The sequence below is a fragment of the Chitinophaga sp. H8 genome (assembly GCF_040567655.1).
In the GTDB taxonomy this organism is placed as follows: Bacteria; Bacteroidota; Bacteroidia; order Chitinophagales; family Chitinophagaceae; genus Chitinophaga; species Chitinophaga defluvii.
In genome coordinates, this window is the sequence record NZ_JBEXAC010000002.1 from 1,959,671 (window position 1) to 1,978,060 (window position 18,390).

Below are 18,390 nucleotides of genomic sequence, written 5' to 3' on the forward strand. Positions count from 1 at the left end.
AATTCATTTATTGTTTCATAACAGCACCCGATAGTAAGGAAACCAGGGCGCTGAATCCATAGACACATGAGCAGCATAAACAAGTACAGTCGCGTAATTACAGCAGAGGAAAGCCAACCATCTTCACAAGCCATGTTACATGGGGTAGGATTTACAGATGCCGATTTAGAGAAGGCCCAGGTGGGCATAGCCAGTTCCGGCTTTGAAGGGAACCCGTGCAATATGCACCTGAACAGTCTGGCCCTGCTGATCAAGCAGGGGATAGCAGCAAGTGGTATGATGGGATTGATTTTTAATACCATAGGAGTCAGTGATGCCTTGTCGATGGGTACTACGGGGATGCGTTACTCGCTGCCCTCGCGGGATATTATTGCCGATTCTATAGAAACGGTGGTGAGCGCACAATGGTATGATGCCGTGATACCGGTGATGGGGTGTGATAAAAATATGCCCGGCGCCGTGATGGCCATGTGCCGGTTGAACCGTCCTTCCCTGATGGTATATGGGGGTACTATCCATTCCGGCCATTACAAAGGAAAAGAGATCAATATCCTGTCTACCCTCGAAGCCTATGGCGAAAAGCTGGCAGGAAAATTATCAGAAGAAGATTTTAAAGGGATCATTCACAATGCCTGTCCGGGTGCAGGCGCCTGCGGTGGCATGTATACCGCCAATACGATGGCGGCGGCAATAGAAGCATTGGGGCTGAGTTTGCCGTATAGCTCTTCCAATCCTGCCGTGAGTAAAGAGAAAGAAGAAGAATGTTTGCAGGTGGGAAAATACATCCATCAGCTGTTGGTAAAGGACCTGAAACCAAAAGATATCCTGACAAAAAAATCTTTCGAGAATGCGATCGTGCTGACGATGGCACTGGGAGGATCTACCAATGCCGTATTACATCTGATTGCCATTGCCAAAGCCATAGATATTGAGCTGGGCCTGGACGATTTCCAGCGCATCAGCGACCGGGTACCCCTGCTCGCTGATCTGAAACCCAGCGGCAAATTCATGATGTATAATGTGCATGAGGCTGGTGGCACCCCGGCTATTATGAAACTATTGCTGGAAGCGGGTTATCTGGATGGCAGTTGTATGACCGTAACAGGTAAAACGCTGGCAGAGAACCTGGCAGACGTACCTGATTTAAAAGAAGAATATAAGATCCTGCGCCCACTGGATAACCCGTTAAAAGCAACCGGGCATTTACAGATCCTGTACGGCAACCTTGCCTCGGGTGGTGCTGTAGCCAAGATCACCGGTAAGGAAGGAGAACGGTTTGAAGGTCCGGCAAAAGTATATGACAACGAGTTTGCGGCGATACACGCTATCCAGCACCATGAAATTGTAGCGGGTGATGTGATCGTGATCCGGTATGAAGGGCCTAAAGGAGGACCAGGTATGCCAGAAATGCTGAAACTCACCGCAGCTATTATGGGCGCGGGACTGGGCAACTCTGTAGCGGTGATCACCGATGGCCGTTTCTCCGGAGGCACACATGGATTTGTAATAGGACATATTACGCCGGAAGCCTTTGATGGCGGACTGATTGCGATGCTCCAAAATGGTGACCTGATCACTATCGATGCCGTGAATAATACCATTGAAGCGCACCTGGATGAAGAAGAGATCCAGCGGAGAACAGCCGCCTGGCAAATGCCGGAACCCCGGTATAAAAAGGGTATCTTGTACAAATACAGCCTTACTGTAAGCTCTGCTTCCGAAGGGTGTGTAACAGATGAGTTTAAAATATTACGGGCACCGGCAAACCCCGTACCACCTGTGGTAACAGCCGATTTTAAGTAAACCTATTTTTCAGTAATGCTATCGATATGAAGCGGTACTTTTTTTTACTATTTTGTAACCTGTCATTTTCCGCTGTTGTGTTTGCACAACAGCGGATCATTGATATGACCGATCTGGTATTCCTGGAAGGAATGACCAAAGCTGTAATGGACAGTTCGCGTATCCTGCCCGGACAGGCACTGGTGGCACCATTTGGAAAGAATAATACCAAAGGCACCCTGATCCGACCAGGCGGAAGGGAAACCTATCCTTCCTTCTGGATCCGCGATTACGCGATGTCATTAGAGAGCGGCTTTGTTACCAAAGCAGAGCAAAAACACATGTTGTTGCTTACCGCTGCTACCCAATGTGATCAGACGTGGATCACCAAAGCAGGCACTATGGTGCCCTATGGTTCCATCGCAGATCATATCCGGGTAGATGATAACAAACCGATTTATTATCCGGGTACCTATGATTATGAAGCGCAAGGCGCCAAAGAGTTTGGGATGACACCCGCTTACTGCGACCAGTTTTACTTTATCCACATGGCGGACTATTACATAAAAACCGGTGGTGACATCAGTCTGCTGTCTAAAGAAATCAATGGCACCCGGCTGATAGACCGGCTGGAGATCGCTTTTAAAGTGCCGCCTTCCCGGCTGGATAATGGGATCGTATATACGAATGATACCTTCCGCGGAGTAGACTTTGGATTCCGTGATGCCATTGCGATCACAGGCGATCTGAGTTTTACTTCTATCCTGAAATATGTAGCTGCAGAACAAATGGCTTCCCTGTTTACCCGGCTGAAACGTCCGGATAAGGCAGCTGCCTATAAGGCTATTGCCAGGCAGATCAAAACAGCATTACCTGGTGTATTCCTGGATGAAAACGGGATGCTGAAAGCATCTACCGCCAGAAGCAGTCAGGCAGATGTATGGGGTACTGCTTTGGCGATCTACCTGGGATTACTGGAAGGTGATCAGCAGGAAAAAGCCTGCAGATACCTGGCTACCGCCTACGAACAGGGCAACCTGGCTTACCGTGGCAGTATACGGCATGTAGTGAAAGGAACGGATTTTAGCGAACAAACAGCATGGGAAACGGCTATTGTACCTAAAGATACCTATCAGAATGGTGCTTACTGGGGCACACCTACGGGATGGGTAGGTTATGCCATCGCCAAGGTGAACCCGACAGCCGCCAGAAAGCTGGTGAAAGAATATGTCACTGAACTGAGAGAACATGATTTCCGTAAAGGCAGCAGTTTTAGCGGACCGTATGAATGTTTTCACCCATCGGGTTATACCCGCGGACCAGTGTACCTGACTACGGTGAGCTTGCCGTTTATCGTGTTCCGGTCTATGTAATACAACGAAAAACAGGATGATGTACGGAAGATTATTAAATACTTTTTATCAGCGCTCCATAGCGGGCGCTGTATTACTTTGTATAACAGGGTATGCAGCTATGGCACAAGCCAATACTGCTTATAACCTGCCGGTAGACAATATCCGGATCAGGGACCCTTTTATTGTGGTAGACCGCCGCAATAAATGTTATTATACACATGCTAATCAAAACCCGCATTTTAAGGTATATAAAAGCAAAGACCTCAAGAACTGGCAGGATGGAGGATCATGTTTTACCGCTGCCAATGACTTCTGGGGTAAATCTGATTTCTGGGCGCCGGATGTATATGCTTATAAAGGGAAATATTATATGCTGGCCACTTTCAGTGCACCGGGTAAAAAGCGGGGGACTTCTATCCTTGTGGGAGATAGTCCTGCCGGGCCTTTCCTGCCTTTGGTCAATGGCCCGGTTACACCGGCTGATATGATGTGTCTGGATGGCACCCTGTATATAGACAAACATAAAAAGCCCTGGATCATCTATGCTCATGAATGGCTGGAAGCTAAGGATGGCAGGGTGCTGGCTCAACGGCTGTCGGCCGATCTTAAAACAACTATCGGTGCACCGGTAGAATTGTTTACAGCTGCCCAGGCACCCTGGGTGAAAGCAATCAGCGGGCAGGGTGTAACCGGTTACGTTACTGATGCTCCCTTTCCTTACCGTACTAAAAACGGGCAGCTGCTGATGCTGTGGTCCAGCTTTGATAAGAACGGGCAATACGCCATCGGCGTAGTCCGCTCTGAAAGTGGCGACATCACCGGTCCCTGGATACATGATGCTGCCACCCTCAATGATGATAACGGTGGTCATGCCATGTTGTTCTATGATCTTGCAGGTAAGCTGCGGATCTCTTACCATGCGCCGAATAACACGCCGCAGGAACGCCTGAAAATATATGAAGTGAAAGATGAGCAAGGCCAACTGACTATATTAAAATAAACCTGATTAGATTATTTATAACAGTACCGATGATGGGATCATTAAAGAAAATTGTTGTTGTTTTTATTGCATTATTAGGTATGCTGCAGTTTAGTGTGGCTGCTCCCGTATTAAAACCGGGAACACTCACCTGTGAATATATCGTGAACCCATTGGGTATAGATATTACGCATCCCCGCCTTAGCTGGACCCTGGCAGGGGACGGGCGTAATCAGCAACAAACCGCTTATGAACTGCTCGTAAGTGATCATGAAGCCGCTATCAAAAGCGGGAAAGGTAATATGTGGACCACCGGTAAGGTGATGTCTGACCAGAGCCTGCACATTACGTATGAAGGACAACCCTTGCAACCTTTTACCAGGTATTACTGGCGGGTAAGAGTGTATAACGATAAAGGCATCGCTTCCGGATGGAGTGCCCCACAGTGGTTTGAAACGGCCGCACTCGCTGCATCCGACTGGCAGGCAAAATGGATTGGGGATGGCAGCACATTGCCGGAGCGCGACGAGGACTTCTACAAGGACGACCGCATGCCTCTGTTCCGTAAAACATTCACTCCTAAAAGAAAGATCGCCACTGCAAGGTTATATATCAGCGGATTGGGATACTATGAAGCTTATCTCAACGGGAAGAAAGTAGGCGATCATATGCTGGATCCGGGATGGACTGCCTATCAGCAACAGGTATTGTACACCGTATATGATATCACCCGCGATATCCGCAGTGGGGTAAATGCGGCAGGTATTATGCTGGGCAATGGCTGGTATAATGCTTTCCCTTTACGTTTCTGGGGAAGTATTAATATGAGGAATGCTTTGACTACTGGCCGCCCTTGTGTAAAAGCCATGATACGGGTAGTATATGATAATGGTACTTCGGAAGTGATCGCTACAGATGAAAGCTGGCAAACAGCGCCCGGCCCGGTTGTACGGAATAATATTTACCTGGGCGAACATTATGATGCCCGTCTGGAAGTAGCCGGGTGGAGCACAGCCGCTGCCACTACCGGCTGGAAACCTGCTGTGTCCGTAACAGGCCCGGCAGGAATACTGACACCGCAAATGCAGCCACCTATACGTGTAACCAAAACCGTTAAGCCCATCAGTGTGCATGAAATCAAGCCGGGAGTATACCTGTTTGATATGGGGCAAAACTTTGCCGGCGTGGCCAGAATGCGGGTGAAAGGCCCGGCAGGTACACGGGTTACCATGCGTTATGGAGAAGATAAATATCCTGATGGGAGCCTGAATGTAATGACCGGTGTAGCCGGACAGATAAAAGGCGGGAATGGTGGTCCGGGCGCCCCACAGATAGCCTGGCAGGAAGATAGCTATACCCTGAAAGGAACAGGCGTAGAAATGTGGGCACCCCGTTTTGTATTCCATGGTTTCCGCTTTGTGGAAGTAACCGGATGGCCTGGTAAGCCCACACTGGCAGACATAGAAGGCCTGCGTATGAATGCAGACCTGCAAACAGATGGTACCTTCTCCAGCTCTAATGGCATGTTCAACCAACTGGATAAAAACACGCAATGGACTTTCCTCAGCAATGCATTCAGTGTGCAATCTGATTGCCCGGCGCGCGAAAAACTTGCCTACGGCGGGGATATCTTCTGCACCACAGAAGCCTTTATGTATCATTATCACATGCCGGGATTTTATGCGAAGACCATTCGGGACCATGCGAATGATCAGCGGCCATTAGGGGGGATTACAGAAACAGCTCCCTTTGTAGGGATTGCAGATGCAGGCCCTGGTGATAAGTCTGGTCCTTTGGGGTTCCAGGCGGTATTTCCTTATATGGTGAAAAGGATGTATGAATTTTACGGAGATAAAAGGGTGATTGAAGAAAACTATGCCGCACTTACCAAACAAATGAATTTCCTGTCGGCCAGCACGAAAGATTATCTGTTTGATAAAGACCTGGGAGATCATGAATCGCTGGATGAAAAAGCCATTCCCCTGGCGGCCTCTGTATTTTATATGCTGCATGCGGAAGTGATGTCGGAGCTGGCAGGTGTACTGGACCGTACTGCGGACCAAACCACCTACACTGCTCTTGCAGGTAAGATCCGGCAGGCTATCGTGAACAAGTTTGAGGATAAAAGCACCGGTAAGTTTGAGAAAGGTACACAATCTGCACAGCTGTATGCCTTATGGGCCAGGCTGATCAAAGCGGGGGATGATGCCAAAGTATTTGATGCGCTGGTAGCTGCGTTTGAACAGCGCGACTGGCACCTGTCTACCGGTATCTTTGCTACAAAAATGCTGTTTGATGTACTGCGGGAAAGAGAGCAGAATGAAATGGCTTACCGTATTGCCAACCAGCGTTCCTTCCCGGGGTGGGGCCATATGATTGAAAAGGGCGCTACTACCTTGTGGGAAACCTGGAAGGAATCCGATAATACCTATTCCAAGAATCATCCGATGTTTGGCTCTGTGAGCGAATGGTTTTACCGTTCCCTGCTGGGGATCAATGCAGGGGCACCAGGATTTAAAAAGATCATTATCAAACCACAGCCTGCCGGCGACCTCACCTATGCAAAAGGCAGCTATAATTCTGTGCATGGTAAAATTGGGAGCGACTGGGCCATCCGGGATGGACAATTCCATTTGAAAGTAACGATTCCTGCTAACACCCGTGCGGAGATATGGCTCCCTGTAACTACAGGCGGCAGCATAAAAGAAGGTGGAAAACGTGTGGAAGATGTAAAAGATATTAAGTTGCTCCGGCAGGAAAACGGCTATGCTGTGATTGAAACCGGCTCGGGGAATTATGACTTTGCAGCTGTATATAAGCAATAAGAGCGGCAGGTGCCAAAAATAAAACGGATGTGCCGTTAATGGAAATGCCCCCAAAAAGTCAGTTGCTTTTTGGGGGCATTTTTATGTGAACAGTTTTAGGGACAGCTTTTAACTGGTAGTTAGATCACTATCAAACGGTGTTAGCGCCTGTTGTGATATTCCTGCTTAAATTCCTTTGGTGTTTTTTGTTTAATCGCTTTGAATTGCCGGTTAAAGTAGGCCACATTATCATAGCCGCTCATGAAACATATTTCTGTAATGCTGAGATCTTCTTCTATCAGCATTTTGCAGGCATGTCCTATTCTTATTTCATTCAGGAAAAAGGTAAAGTTCTTACGTGTCCTGTTCCTGAAATACCGGCAAAAAGTAGAGGGGCACATGTTTACGATACTGGCTATTTCATGCAGGTAAATAGGATTGGTGAAATTGCGCATGATATATTCAAAGATCTTGTTGAGCCTTTCGGAATCTTTGATATTAATGCCCGTAGCACCCTGGTTGGATAAGATTTCATAATTGCCGGTGTTGGCAATGGTGTTCAGTATCGCCAGCAATTGCATCAATCTTTCCATGCCTGTAAGATGACGTATATCGTGCATCATCTGGGTGATCTTTTTTCTGGCGCTGCCACCAATTTCAATGCCCATAGCCGACTTGTCCAGTATTTTCCGGATACCGGAAGTTTCGGGAACATTAAAAAAAGCATCTCCCAGGAATCCTTTGGTAAACTGTACCACAATGGATGCTGCTTTCAGGTTGGGATGATGTTCGTAGTAGGCCGCATCATTTCTGTACCAGTGCGGAAGGCTGGGACCCAGCAGTACCAGGTCGCCCGGACCGAAATCACTGATATGATCGCCCACAAATCTTTTGCCGGTACCTTGTACGATCAATACAAGCTCCAGTTCCGGATGAAAGTGCCAGGGAGTATCAAAGTAGGCCGAACTAAACTCCTGCACTGCAAAAGAGGCATCCGTAAATACAGGTACTTTTTGTAGAATTGCTTTCATGTTCACAACGCGGAATTGGTTATATTAAACGGCGCTTATTTTAATATTAAATAGCGCATGATGGTTGACGTAACACTAATATACAAGATTATCCGGGTAAGATGTATTAAAAGATCAAAATAGTATAGGTAAAGTTTAGCAAAGTGTGGGTTAACAGTAGGATTACTGGATAAATTTGAATTAAATCGACCAAAAAAAGATTAGCATATGAGTGCATCACCAGCGATTAGTTATAAAGTACAAATGCCATTACATCCCCGTCCCATTGCTATTATCGGCGCCGGAGGTATTGTGCATGATGCACATTTGCCGGCTTATGAAAAGGCCGGATGGGAGGTAGCAGGCATCTGCGACCCGGCACGGGAGCGGGCAGTGGCACTGGCCACAAAATTTAATATTGCAAAAGTATATGATGATATTCCGCAATTGGTAGCGGGTGTACTGGAAAATGCTGTTTTTGATATCGCAGTACCGGCTTCCGCGCTGGCGGACGTATTATTGCAGTTGCCGCAAAAAGCGGTAGTGCTCATGCAAAAGCCTATGGGAGAACATATACAGGCGGCAGATGAGATCCTGCGTATCTGTCGGGAAAAAGAATTTACTGCTGCTATGAATTTCCAGATGCGCCTCATCCCGGCGGTACAGATCGCGAAAGACCTGATAGACCGTGGTGTAATAGGGGAACTGCATGACATGGAAATCCGCATGAACATCTACCATCCCTGGCACCTGTGGCAGTTCCTGTTCGGGATCCCCCGGATGGAAATGCTGTACCACAGCATCCACTACATGGATATGATCCGGTACTTTTTTGGCGAGCCGAAGAAGATCTATGCCAAAACACTGAAACATCCCAAGATGATGCAGCTGGCATCTACCCGGTCCGTCATTCTCATGGAGTATGATGATATTATCCGGGCTTTTGTGAATACCAACCACGGACATGAATTTGGCCTGAAATACCAGGACTCATTTATTAAATTTGAAGGCACCAAAGGGGCTATCAGAACTACCCTGGGGATGAACCTGGACTATCCCAGCGGCGTACCGGATACGTTTGAGTATGTGGTGCTGGAAGACAATAAACCTCCGGAGTGGATCACCGTGCCATTGGAAGGTACCTGGTTTCCGGATGCCTTTATCGGATCAATGGCTAACCTGATGTGTTATGCAGAAGGTTCCACGGATGTATTGATCAATCATGTAGACAGTGCTCACCGGACCATGCAGGTAGTAGAAGCCGCTTATGCTTCCAGCGATAACGGGGGTACATTGATCCCTGTGTAAACGCAATATTTCATGTCAACAGCATTACGTAATATACCCATTATAGATACCCATTTACATTTGTGGGATACCAGCCTGCTGCACTATCCGTGGCTGGAAAGTGTACCGGCTATCCACCGGTCTTTTCTGCTGCCTGACTATCAGCAGGCGGTGCAGGACTACCAGGTAGCGCAGATGGTGTTTGTACAGGCGGAATGCCTGCCGGAGCAATACCTAGAAGAAGTACGTTTTGTAACCGCACAGGCCGCAAAAGATACACGCATCCGGGGAATCGTAGCTTATGCGCCGGTAGAAACGGGAAAACAGCTGGTAACGGTACTGGATATATTAAAAGACTATCCACTTGTAAAAGGCGTGCGCAGGATGTATGATGATAATCCGGCATTATGTTGCAGTCCTGCATTTCTGGAAGGTGTACATTTGTTGGGTGAATATGGATTCTCTTTTGATATCAGCGTAAAACCTGCTGCTATTCCAGATACGATCCGGATGATGGCAGCAGTACCCGATACCCTGTTTATCCTGGACCACCTGGGCAAGCCGGATATTAAAGGCGGCGGACTGGAAGTATATAAAGCACAGATAGCAGCCATGGCAAAGTTCCCGAATGTGGTGGCCAAGTTGTCTGGGTTGATCACAGAAGCCAACTGGCATAACTGGACACCTGCCGAACTGGTACCATATATTCAACATGCGGTGGCCTGTTTTGGGACAGACCGGCTATTATTTGGTGGCGACTGGCCCGTGGTATTGCTGTCAGGCACCTGGGCGCAATGGCTGGCCGCCTTGGAAGAGGGGCTGGCAGGATGCACCGCATCGGATTTGCAAAAGATCTTTTACGATAACGCAGTTAACATATACCGGCTCTGAGCAGCCCGGCAAAAAACAGGATGATGAAAAGAATTGTTTTATTATGCTTGCTGGCTGGCAGCACTTTTACTTGTGTGGCACAAAAGGAAATTCCGCTCTACCCTGGTGCTATTCCCAATGCAGTGGCAGCACCGGATGCGGAAACCAGGCGGACGGATGATGTAGTAGGGTTATTGGCAGGCAATGTATCGCGCCCTACCTTAACGGTATTTCTGCCCCCGGCAGGGAAATCCAACGGTACTGCGGTGATCATTTGCCCAGGTGGCGGATATGGTACGCTGCTCATTAACCGCGAAGGAAATGATGTAGCCAGGGCGTTTAATAAACAGGGCGTTACTGCCTTTGTACTGAAATACCGGCTGCCTAATAAACAGTTCCTCGTAAACCCTGCTATCGGCCCTTTGCAGGATGCTCAGCAGGCCATCAGTGTAGTGAGGCAGCGGGCTGCCATATGGAAGATATCACCGGAAAGGATCGGGATTATGGGCTTTTCGGCAGGCGGTCACCTGGCTTCTACAGCAGGCACCCATTTTAAACAGCCGCTGATAGCTGTTCCGGCAGGTATCAGTGTACGGCCCGATTTTATGGTCCTGGTAAATCCTGTGATCAGCTTTACGGATAGTATCGGACATATCGGCTCCCGTAATAATCTCCTGGGCGCCTCTCCCGATCATGCCCAGACGGAGTTGTTCTCCAATGAGTTGCAGGTAGATGACAGCACGCCTACTACTTTCCTGGTACATGCGGAAGATGATACCGTAGTACCGGTGGAAAATACCCTCAGCTTCTTCACCGCATTAAAAAGGCATAAGATACCTGCTGCTATGCATATTTATCAGCGGGGAGAACATGGCTTTCTGAAAGAGCCTGCTTTTGAAGAATGGTTTGGCCGTTGTATCCATTGGATGAGCAGCAATGGCTGGCTTACCGTAAAATAAATAAAGTGGTCTGTTTGTTTTGCGCAAAAACAAAAGTAACTGACAATAAAAAAGACCAGGAAGAAAAGTGATTTATATTTATACTATTATAATACCATTGTTAACTGCGGTATGCTTTTTTTCATACTTCGGCCAAAATCGAGAGAATGTATAATAAACTGTGGACCAGGTCATTTTAAAAATGGGATTCCTGATGGAGAATGGAAGGCATATGGATACCAGGGTGAAGTACTGGAATGGAAAGCATCAATGTTGTTAAGGATGAATTGGAAAGTGTTAGAGCATATTAGGAGTATGCTATTCAGAGAGCAATATCTCCATTATTAGCCGCAGCTGCCAGTTTCTCTTTCCTGATCTTCTTGTAATGTGTTGCATTGAATCCGCTTACTTCTTTCAGTTGGCGGGAAAGATGGGCGATGCTACTGTATCCTAGTTCATACGCAATATCGGTGAGGGTTTTATCGGTATATACCAGCAGTTCTTTTACCTTATCTATTCTCCGCAGGATGATATATTTTTCCAGGGTTACGCCGGCCGAATAGGAGAAAAAGGTACTCAGGGAATCGTAGCTTTTATTGAGTCCCTGACTGATCAGTTTGGAGAACTTCACGGGAGTCCCTGTTTCGGCTTGTGTTTTGATCCCTTCCTCTACCAGTTGTTTGATCTGTAGGGTGAGCAGTTCATTTTTATCGCGCAACAGGTCAAAACCATTTTCCTGTAGCATGGTTTTGAGCAGCGTATCATTAATAGCAGGTTGATTTTCTGCCAGCGTTACTTCTCCTAAAGTGATGCTTTGTACCTGTAATCCCAGGCGGGATAATTCTTTGTTGAGCAATGAAATACAGCGGTTGCACACCATCCCTTTTATAAACAGTTTGTTATGTTTATCCATGACCTCCGAATTTACTGCTAAAGTAGGCAGCCAGCGGGAAAGGGGGATTATACAATTCAGGAAATGGTTTATATAATTAGCAGGTGGCTACTGATTTTGCCGGAGCTGCTCTGCCCTGTTGTAGAACCCCTGTTGTTTCATATTGTTTTCCACTTCATCAATAGCTTTCAGCAGGTTGTTGGTGGTATCTGTCAGAGCGGTTAATGCTGTTACCATCACTTCCCATATGGGAGAGATGTGGGCCACCAGTTCCTTACCTTTTTCGGTGAGGCGGATCAATCTTTTACGTTCATCCTGTTTATCTTTTTTAGACTGGATGATTTTGAGTTTTTCCAGTTCTTTCAGCAGGCTGATGGTAGAAGGGTGGGAGTAACCTATTTCTGTGGCGATCTCTACCACGCTGAGTAGTGATTTATGGTGCAGGGTATAGATCACCGGAAACCACTTGGGTTCAAAATCTATTCCGTAGGCCTGATAGATCCGCAGTCCGTCTTTACGGATCTCATCGCTTAACCTTTGTAGCCTGGTGGAAATTGCCAGGATGCCCGACTGATCAATTACATTTGTCATAAGAGGTGGTTTAACGGGTGAGGTCAAGATGACAAAATACATCATCTACCTGCATAACAGGAAAAGAAGGGGGTAAATCTTTCTTCGCTACCTGTTCAAAGCCATTCCGCTCATAAAAGCGGATCGCGGCTTTTAAAGTATGAAAAGTGCCCAGGTAGAGGTCAGTGATCCCAACGGACCTGGAATAGTCTATCAGCTTTTCCAGCAACTGCTGGGCAATAGCATATTCTTTCCCCCGGAATTCCTTTTTGACAAACATTTTCCGGATGGTGCCACCATGATTATCGATGGCAATTAATGCGATGGTACCTATTATTTCCCCGTCATGGCGGGCTGCCCAGAATCCACCCCCACTTGCCTGATATACCCCTTCTATATCCAGGAGGTCGGGCTGGTCTTCCAGCTTCACCGGCACATTATTTTCTATTTGCTGGATAGGCAGGATGAGGTTAATCACCTGGGCACTGTCTGTATTCCGCACGCTGTCAATAATAAACGCCTTTGTCATGGTTTTGGTATTTATGTGCAAAAATACGTAGTTGACTACATAAATAGAAATATTTTATTAAAATGAATGGAAAGAAAGGGTGTTCAAAGTATGAAAACCCTTTCTCCCCTTTCGGCGTATGATAGGAGCACTTTGCATTGATTTTTCCGCTTTCTCAGCTTAGCAGGAGGAAGTCATTTACCCTTACTTCCTGAAGGAAATCCGTGTCATGCGACACCACGATCAGGGTACCTCTATAATCGGAAAAGATCTGTGTGAGCATTTTAATATTGGCCAGGTCCAGGTTGTTGGCAGGCTCGTCCAGGATGATCATATCCGGGGCTTTGTTCTGGAGAGTCAGACAGCACAGGGCCAGCCGGAGGGTTTCCCCGCCACTTAATGCGGCGCATGGTTTATCCCAGCTGTCTTTATCAAAAAGAAAGCGTACCAGGGCTGTTTTAAGCTGATGATCTTCCATTAATGCCTCGTTAAAAGCGCTCACTTGTTCCAGCACGGTTTTGTGGCGGTCTACCAGGGAATAGTCCTGGTCCAGCAGTAGCCGGTGGGCGGGAGCGGTATAAAGCTCCCCTTTGGTAGGAGTGAGCTTGCCCATGATCAGTTTGATCAACGTGGATTTCCCGCTGCCATTGCTACCGGTGATAGCCAGTCTGCTGCCACTGTTAATCACAAAATTGAGCGGCTCCGGCCACATAGGGGTGGCACCTGGATAGGCGAAGTTGACCCCGGTAGCTTTGACGAGGATTTTCCCATTGTGCAGGGCGGCATCTTCAAAATGCCCCTTCATCAGCCGGCTTACCTGTTCCGCCGCGCTGGATTGGTCCAGCTGGCTTTTCAGATCGCTTACCTTTTCCATATGCACGTCTTTCAATTTAGCCATGGTATTGGCCGACTGGTTCTTGCGGCCATTCAGCAGGATTTTGGGGATGCCCCCATTGGCACTACGCTTTTGTGCCTGCGATTGCTCCCGCTGCTTCCGTTCCATTACCTGTTGCTGTTTTTTACGTGCTTCTTTCAACGCCTTTTCATCGTGTGTAATGCGCTGTTGCAGGGCCACGGCTTCCTGGGCTTTCTGCTGCTCATAAAAGGCATAATTGCCACCGTATGCATGAATACCCGCTGGTGTCAGTTCCCATATAGGCTCACATAGTTGCAGCAACTGCCGGTCATGGCTTACCACCAACAGCGTACTGTTGGTCGTGGCTACCCATTCATACAGCCGCCGCCGGGTATAGGCGTCCAGGTGGTTGGTAGGCTCATCCAGCAGGATAACCGCCGGCTGGAATATGCTGATGCCTGCCAGGAATAACTTGGTCTTTTCCCCGCCACTTAGCCGGGCAAAGGGCTGCTCCAGGGAAATATGCGCTAATTCCCATTGCTGTAACGCCTGTTCACACCGTTCGGCAATGTCCCAGTCATCTTCCAGGATCCCGAAATAATGTTCACTGGTATCTCCGCTGAGGATAGCCGTTAAAGCAGCCATTTTATGGTCTACGCCTAATGCCTGCGCTACCGTTAGCGCATTGTATTGCCCAAAATGCTGCGGTACATAATACAGCGTATTGCTCTTGCTGATAGTACCCGTGGTTGCAGATAACTGCCCTGCCAGTATTTTCAGCAGCGTAGATTTGCCGGTACCATTATTGCCCACAATAGCGGCCTTGTCGCCCTTGTTCAGGGTGAAATGGATATGCTGGAATAATACCTGGCGGGAAGGAAGGGTATAACTGATATTTTGTGCGATAATAAGCATGGATTTTGAGTGTTAGCTGTTAGCTATTAGCCATTAGCTATTAGCTTAATGCAGCGATTTGTAAATAGCTATTAGCTTAGCTATTAGCTTTTAACCTAATGCAGCGGATGGTTTATATAATCATTGTAATTTGATTTGACTCCTGTGTGTTAATATTGTACCAGAATGCCTTTTTAGAATACCCTTTTTTACAGCCTTTTATAGCCTTTTTATACTCTATCTATGCTTTAACTATGCTTTAACTATGCTTCAACTATAGCTGAACTATGCATCAACTGTAGGTTAAACGCCCTTTAAGGGGCCGGGGGAGCAGGAGCAAGCAATGCTATTTTCACTATTATTATAACATATCATAATGGCTAACGGCTAACAGCTATTTTACATGGTGATGGACGTATTAACAGGTTAATAATGACCGGGATAGCCGGATTTGCGATGTAATAAAGTGATTGTTGAAATACACGTACCTGTGAGGCCGTGTTACGGTAGAATACCGTGTTTGTATGGAGAGATAATTACTTCATGATGGGGCAAAGGTAATGGATAAAAACAGAAAATAGGGCATGTATTTTTTTTTAATTATTTTGTTTGTATGAAAAACCGGCTTGTATTATTTATTCTTTTGCTTTTAAACCTATCTTCTTCCGCGCAGTTTGCGGGCTATTATATTGCCGGACCTATTGAAGGCAATGAAGAAAAGGTACACTTCATTCTGGAAGAAAACGGCCGCTTCCATATTTTCAACGAAGGCAGATACCTGAATGGGGAATGGAAAGCGGTTAACAAAAATAAAGTCAACTTTGTATCCGGGACAATGGACCTGGTAGATCTTTTTGTATCCAGCGGAAACAAACATCCGGATCAGATATGTTTCCGGGGTTTTGGCGACCGGAAAGCGTTTGTGCGTATTGGGAAAAGTGATCATGCAGGCGCAGCATTCCGCCCGGTATACAGAGAGGAACCCCAATGCCCCTACGAATATTATACCTATATCAATGTTAACAGAAAGGAATGCAGCGAAATAGCGATCGCCGTAAAACTACCCGGACAACATAAGGATACCACTGCTTTTGTATATACCTACGCTATCCCCGAAAAGTATGATGAAATATATGCCGTTGTAAATAGCAATGCCTTTCCTGATGGCCGGAATCTGAGCATCGAATATAAGAACGGGCACTATATGGTTGGTAATATCGAACTTGAAAAACAAGCAACAAGCCCCGGACTTCTTGCACAAATACTGGGAACACAATTGGAGCAACTCAACCAGGATCAGATTAAAGTTTTCCGGAAAGCGCTGTATATAAAGAACGGAACTGTTGAAAAACTCACACCAAAAAGGAGCCGGACAGCTATTCAGGTTATTGACAACCCAGTGATAAACTTTGTTTGTCCGGACGAAAGCCAGATACCAAAGCTAACGCTTCCGCCACCAAAGGAATCGCAATAACCAATTGTGGTAGGTGGGATAAACAGCGGCCAACCATCAGGTTAGCCGCCGTGTGAGTAACTGGTGTAGGCAAGCAGGGTTAATCTTTATAGATATGGATTTCAATTTTTCCGTCTTTGGTAACCGCCCCTCTGTACATCCCTGCTGTATTAAAAGGCATGGCGATGTTCCCTTTTTTATCCAGGGCAATCAAACCACCATCACCACCCATGGCACCTACTTTGTCAATTACGGTTTTGCCGGCTTCCTTTACAGAAAGCCCTTTGTATTCCATCAATGCAGAGAGGTCATGTGCCACTACATTGCGGATATAAAACTCCCCCCATCCTGTGCAGGAGATAGCAGCGGTTTTATTATTGGCATAGGTACCTGCACCGATGATAGGAGAATCGCCTACGCGGCCATACTTTTTGTTGGTCATCCCACCGGTAGAGGTACCTGCTGCCAGGTTGCCCTGTTTGTCTAACGCCACTGCCCCAACGGTACCGAATTTATTATCAATATTTTCTATTCCCAGTCGGCCGGATTTGTTGTAGCTATGGTCCAGCTTGCTTTTAGCTGAATCTTCTTTCAGCGCTCTCTGTAGTCCTTCCCAGCGGTCCTGCGTGTAGAAATAGGAGGGATCTACTATTTCCAGCCCGGCTTCCTGTGCAAATTTCTCAGCACCAGGGCCTACCAGCATCACATGCTCCGATTTTTCCATCACTGCTCTGGCAGCGCTGATCGGGTTACGGATAGTGGTTACACCACCTACGGCGCCTGCTTCCAGTGTTTTTCCGTTCATAATGGAAGCATCCAGTTCATTGCGTCCGTCATGGGTAAATACCGCACCTTTGCCTGCATTAAATAAAGGGCTGTCTTCCATCACATGAATAGCAGCCTCTACAGCGTCCAGGCTGCTCCTGCCGGAATGTAAAGCCTTATATCCCGCTTCCAGCGCCTGTTGTAAGGCTGCCCGGTAAGCTGCTTCTTTTTCCGGTGTCATCGTCTTTTTGAGGATAGTGCCTGCACCCCCGTGTATCACCATTACATAACTTTTGGCGGATTGTGCCGCTGCCTGCAGCGAAAGGAATACTATCCACACACTTAGCCAATAACTTATCTTCCGTATCATAGTGCTTGTTTTTTATTGAGTATACCATTTTCTACCCACCACCAGTACCAGGTGCCTCCCTGGGCCTGTGGTGAGGTAAAGTTAGCGACATTAAAGCTACCGTTGCCCTCTTCCGTACCCTGGATCTCATATACCTTTAATGCCTGCTGGCCTGCCATCCATTGCAGCGGGCTACCAAATACTACCTGTTCCGGTCCTTTCTTTTTGTCGGTAGCAATGAAATAGGCTTTGCTGTTGCCTACTACGGTAGCGTTACCTTTTTCATCAATACATACAGCGGTGCTTTCATCCGGGGCGATGCCTTTGGGATACAGCTTTTTATCCTGGATGATACGTGCCATAAATGCTACATGGCGCCCTTCCCGGTGCCGTGCCAGGTAATGCTGGTCGGTGATCACATTGTCCAGGTATGGCGCCTGCAGGAAATCGTTGGTGTATACCTTGATCAGGGCATCATAAGGATTGGCCAAAGCCTGTTCGGCAGTAACGCTGCCGCCTTCACCACTGTAATACATACTGCCAAGTATGGCGCAGCCGGCACTGGTACCGCCTACCGGTACTTTTTTGGTGCGCAGCAGGTAGTTGATGGCATCATTTGTTTTGGTATTGCGCCAGTAACGCATGTAGTTGGACTGATCTCCGCCGGCAATAAATAACAGCTCTGCATTCCGGATAATACGGGCTACACTGTCGTTGTTGGCTACCGCACGACTGTCGATCAGCAATGTTTCTACGGAGTTGGACGTGCCTAATTTATCGATGTATTCATTATAGGCATCGGTACCGGTAGCCCGCAGCACCACCACATCACCGCCGCCACTTCTTTTCAGCAGCCATTTAAAGGCAGCATCTATATCGGTGCCGCCAATCAGGGCAACACCTGCTTTTACAGGTGTTTTTACATCCGCCGTATCGCCGATAATGCCAATAGAAGCAGGGCGTCCTGCTATCTTTTGCGCATAGAGGTGCGAAGTGGTGAATATGCCAGCGGCGAATAAAAGGAAAGTAGAACGTTTCATACGCATAAAAAAAGATAAGATGGTTTCCGTGTAACTAA

General features: G+C 47.2%; 15 protein-coding genes. 8 read left to right on the forward strand and 7 right to left on the reverse strand.

Annotation, left to right across the window (positions count from 1 at the left end):
• Positions 1 to 66 precede the first annotated feature (66 nt).
• The 4 genes from ilvD to ABR189_RS21835 are packed head-to-tail and all read left to right on the forward strand — an operon-like array spanning position 67 to position 6,941.
• The gene (ilvD, locus tag ABR189_RS21820) at positions 67 to 1,803 is read left to right on the forward strand and encodes a dihydroxy-acid dehydratase (RefSeq protein WP_354662604.1); all 1,737 of its coding nucleotides are present in this window, start codon (positions 67 to 69) and stop codon (positions 1,801 to 1,803) included.
• A gap of 26 nt (positions 1,804 to 1,829) precedes the next feature.
• On the forward strand, positions 1,830 to 3,155 hold the full coding sequence (locus ABR189_RS21825; RefSeq protein WP_354662605.1) for a hypothetical protein: 1,326 nt from the start codon (positions 1,830 to 1,832) through the stop codon (positions 3,153 to 3,155).
• Between the two features lie 16 nt (positions 3,156 to 3,171).
• On the forward strand, positions 3,172 to 4,137 hold the full coding sequence (locus tag ABR189_RS21830) for a glycoside hydrolase family 43 protein (protein ID WP_354662606.1): 966 nt from the start codon (positions 3,172 to 3,174) through the stop codon (positions 4,135 to 4,137).
• 29 nt (positions 4,138 to 4,166) lie between these two features.
• Complete coding sequence (locus ABR189_RS21835) at positions 4,167 to 6,941, forward strand: family 78 glycoside hydrolase catalytic domain (protein WP_354662607.1); 2,775 nt, start codon at positions 4,167 to 4,169, stop codon at positions 6,939 to 6,941.
• Between the two features lie 140 nt (positions 6,942 to 7,081).
• Here ABR189_RS21835 and ABR189_RS21840 read toward each other — a convergent pair whose 3' ends face one another.
• On the reverse strand, positions 7,082 to 7,951 hold the full coding sequence (locus ABR189_RS21840; RefSeq protein ID WP_354662608.1) for an AraC family transcriptional regulator: 870 nt from the start codon (positions 7,949 to 7,951) through the stop codon (positions 7,082 to 7,084).
• A gap of 207 nt (positions 7,952 to 8,158) precedes the next feature.
• On the opposite strand from ABR189_RS21840, the gene ABR189_RS21845 reads away from it, so the two are divergent.
• Genes ABR189_RS21845 through ABR189_RS21855 form a run of 3 tightly spaced genes read left to right on the forward strand, consistent with a single transcriptional unit; the run spans position 8,159 to position 11,046 of the window.
• Positions 8,159 to 9,238, forward strand: coding sequence for a Gfo/Idh/MocA family protein (locus ABR189_RS21845; protein WP_354662609.1), 1,080 nt, complete (start codon positions 8,159 to 8,161; stop codon positions 9,236 to 9,238).
• A 12-nt stretch (positions 9,239 to 9,250) separates the two neighbouring features.
• The gene (locus ABR189_RS21850; protein WP_354662610.1) at positions 9,251 to 10,108 is read left to right on the forward strand and encodes an amidohydrolase family protein; all 858 of its coding nucleotides are present in this window, start codon (positions 9,251 to 9,253) and stop codon (positions 10,106 to 10,108) included.
• Between the two features lie 23 nt (positions 10,109 to 10,131).
• Positions 10,132 to 11,046, forward strand: coding sequence for an alpha/beta hydrolase (locus ABR189_RS21855; RefSeq protein WP_354662611.1), 915 nt, complete (start codon positions 10,132 to 10,134; stop codon positions 11,044 to 11,046).
• Between the two features lie 301 nt (positions 11,047 to 11,347).
• On the opposite strand, the gene ABR189_RS21860 is transcribed toward ABR189_RS21855, so the two are convergent.
• From ABR189_RS21860 to ABR189_RS21875, 4 genes are all read right to left on the reverse strand, one after another.
• The gene (locus ABR189_RS21860; protein ID WP_354662612.1) at positions 11,348 to 11,938 is read right to left on the reverse strand and encodes a helix-turn-helix domain-containing protein; all 591 of its coding nucleotides are present in this window, start codon (positions 11,936 to 11,938) and stop codon (positions 11,348 to 11,350) included.
• 87 nt (positions 11,939 to 12,025) lie between these two features.
• Positions 12,026 to 12,508 carry a MarR family winged helix-turn-helix transcriptional regulator gene (locus ABR189_RS21865; protein ID WP_354662613.1) on the reverse strand — a complete coding sequence of 161 codons (483 nt, stop codon included), beginning with the start codon at positions 12,506 to 12,508 and terminating at the stop codon, positions 12,026 to 12,028.
• 10 nt (positions 12,509 to 12,518) lie between these two features.
• A complete protein-coding gene (locus tag ABR189_RS21870; protein ID WP_354662614.1) occupies positions 12,519 to 13,016 on the reverse strand; it encodes a GNAT family N-acetyltransferase in 498 nt (165 codons plus the stop codon).
• A gap of 154 nt (positions 13,017 to 13,170) precedes the next feature.
• Positions 13,171 to 14,766: an ABC-F family ATP-binding cassette domain-containing protein gene (locus tag ABR189_RS21875; protein ID WP_354662615.1), complete on the reverse strand. Its 1,596-nt coding sequence runs from the start codon at positions 14,764 to 14,766 to the stop codon at positions 13,171 to 13,173.
• 592 nt (positions 14,767 to 15,358) lie between these two features.
• Here ABR189_RS21875 and ABR189_RS21880 point away from each other — a divergent pair.
• Entirely contained in the window at positions 15,359 to 16,219 is an 861-nt protein-coding gene (locus tag ABR189_RS21880) for a hypothetical protein (protein ID WP_354662616.1), read from the forward strand.
• Positions 16,220 to 16,298: 79 nt separating this feature from the next.
• Here the strand turns inward: ABR189_RS21880 and ABR189_RS21885 are convergent, their stop codons facing one another.
• Together ABR189_RS21885 and ABR189_RS21890 are read right to left on the reverse strand one after the other, a co-directional pair.
• On the reverse strand, positions 16,299 to 17,333 hold the full coding sequence (locus tag ABR189_RS21885) for an isoaspartyl peptidase/L-asparaginase family protein (protein ID WP_354662617.1): 1,035 nt from the start codon (positions 17,331 to 17,333) through the stop codon (positions 16,299 to 16,301).
• Positions 17,330 to 18,358, reverse strand: coding sequence for a cyanophycinase (locus ABR189_RS21890; RefSeq protein ID WP_354662618.1), 1,029 nt, complete (start codon positions 18,356 to 18,358; stop codon positions 17,330 to 17,332). The genes ABR189_RS21885 and ABR189_RS21890 overlap by 4 nt, the downstream gene beginning before the upstream one ends.
• Positions 18,359 to 18,390 lie beyond the last annotated feature (32 nt).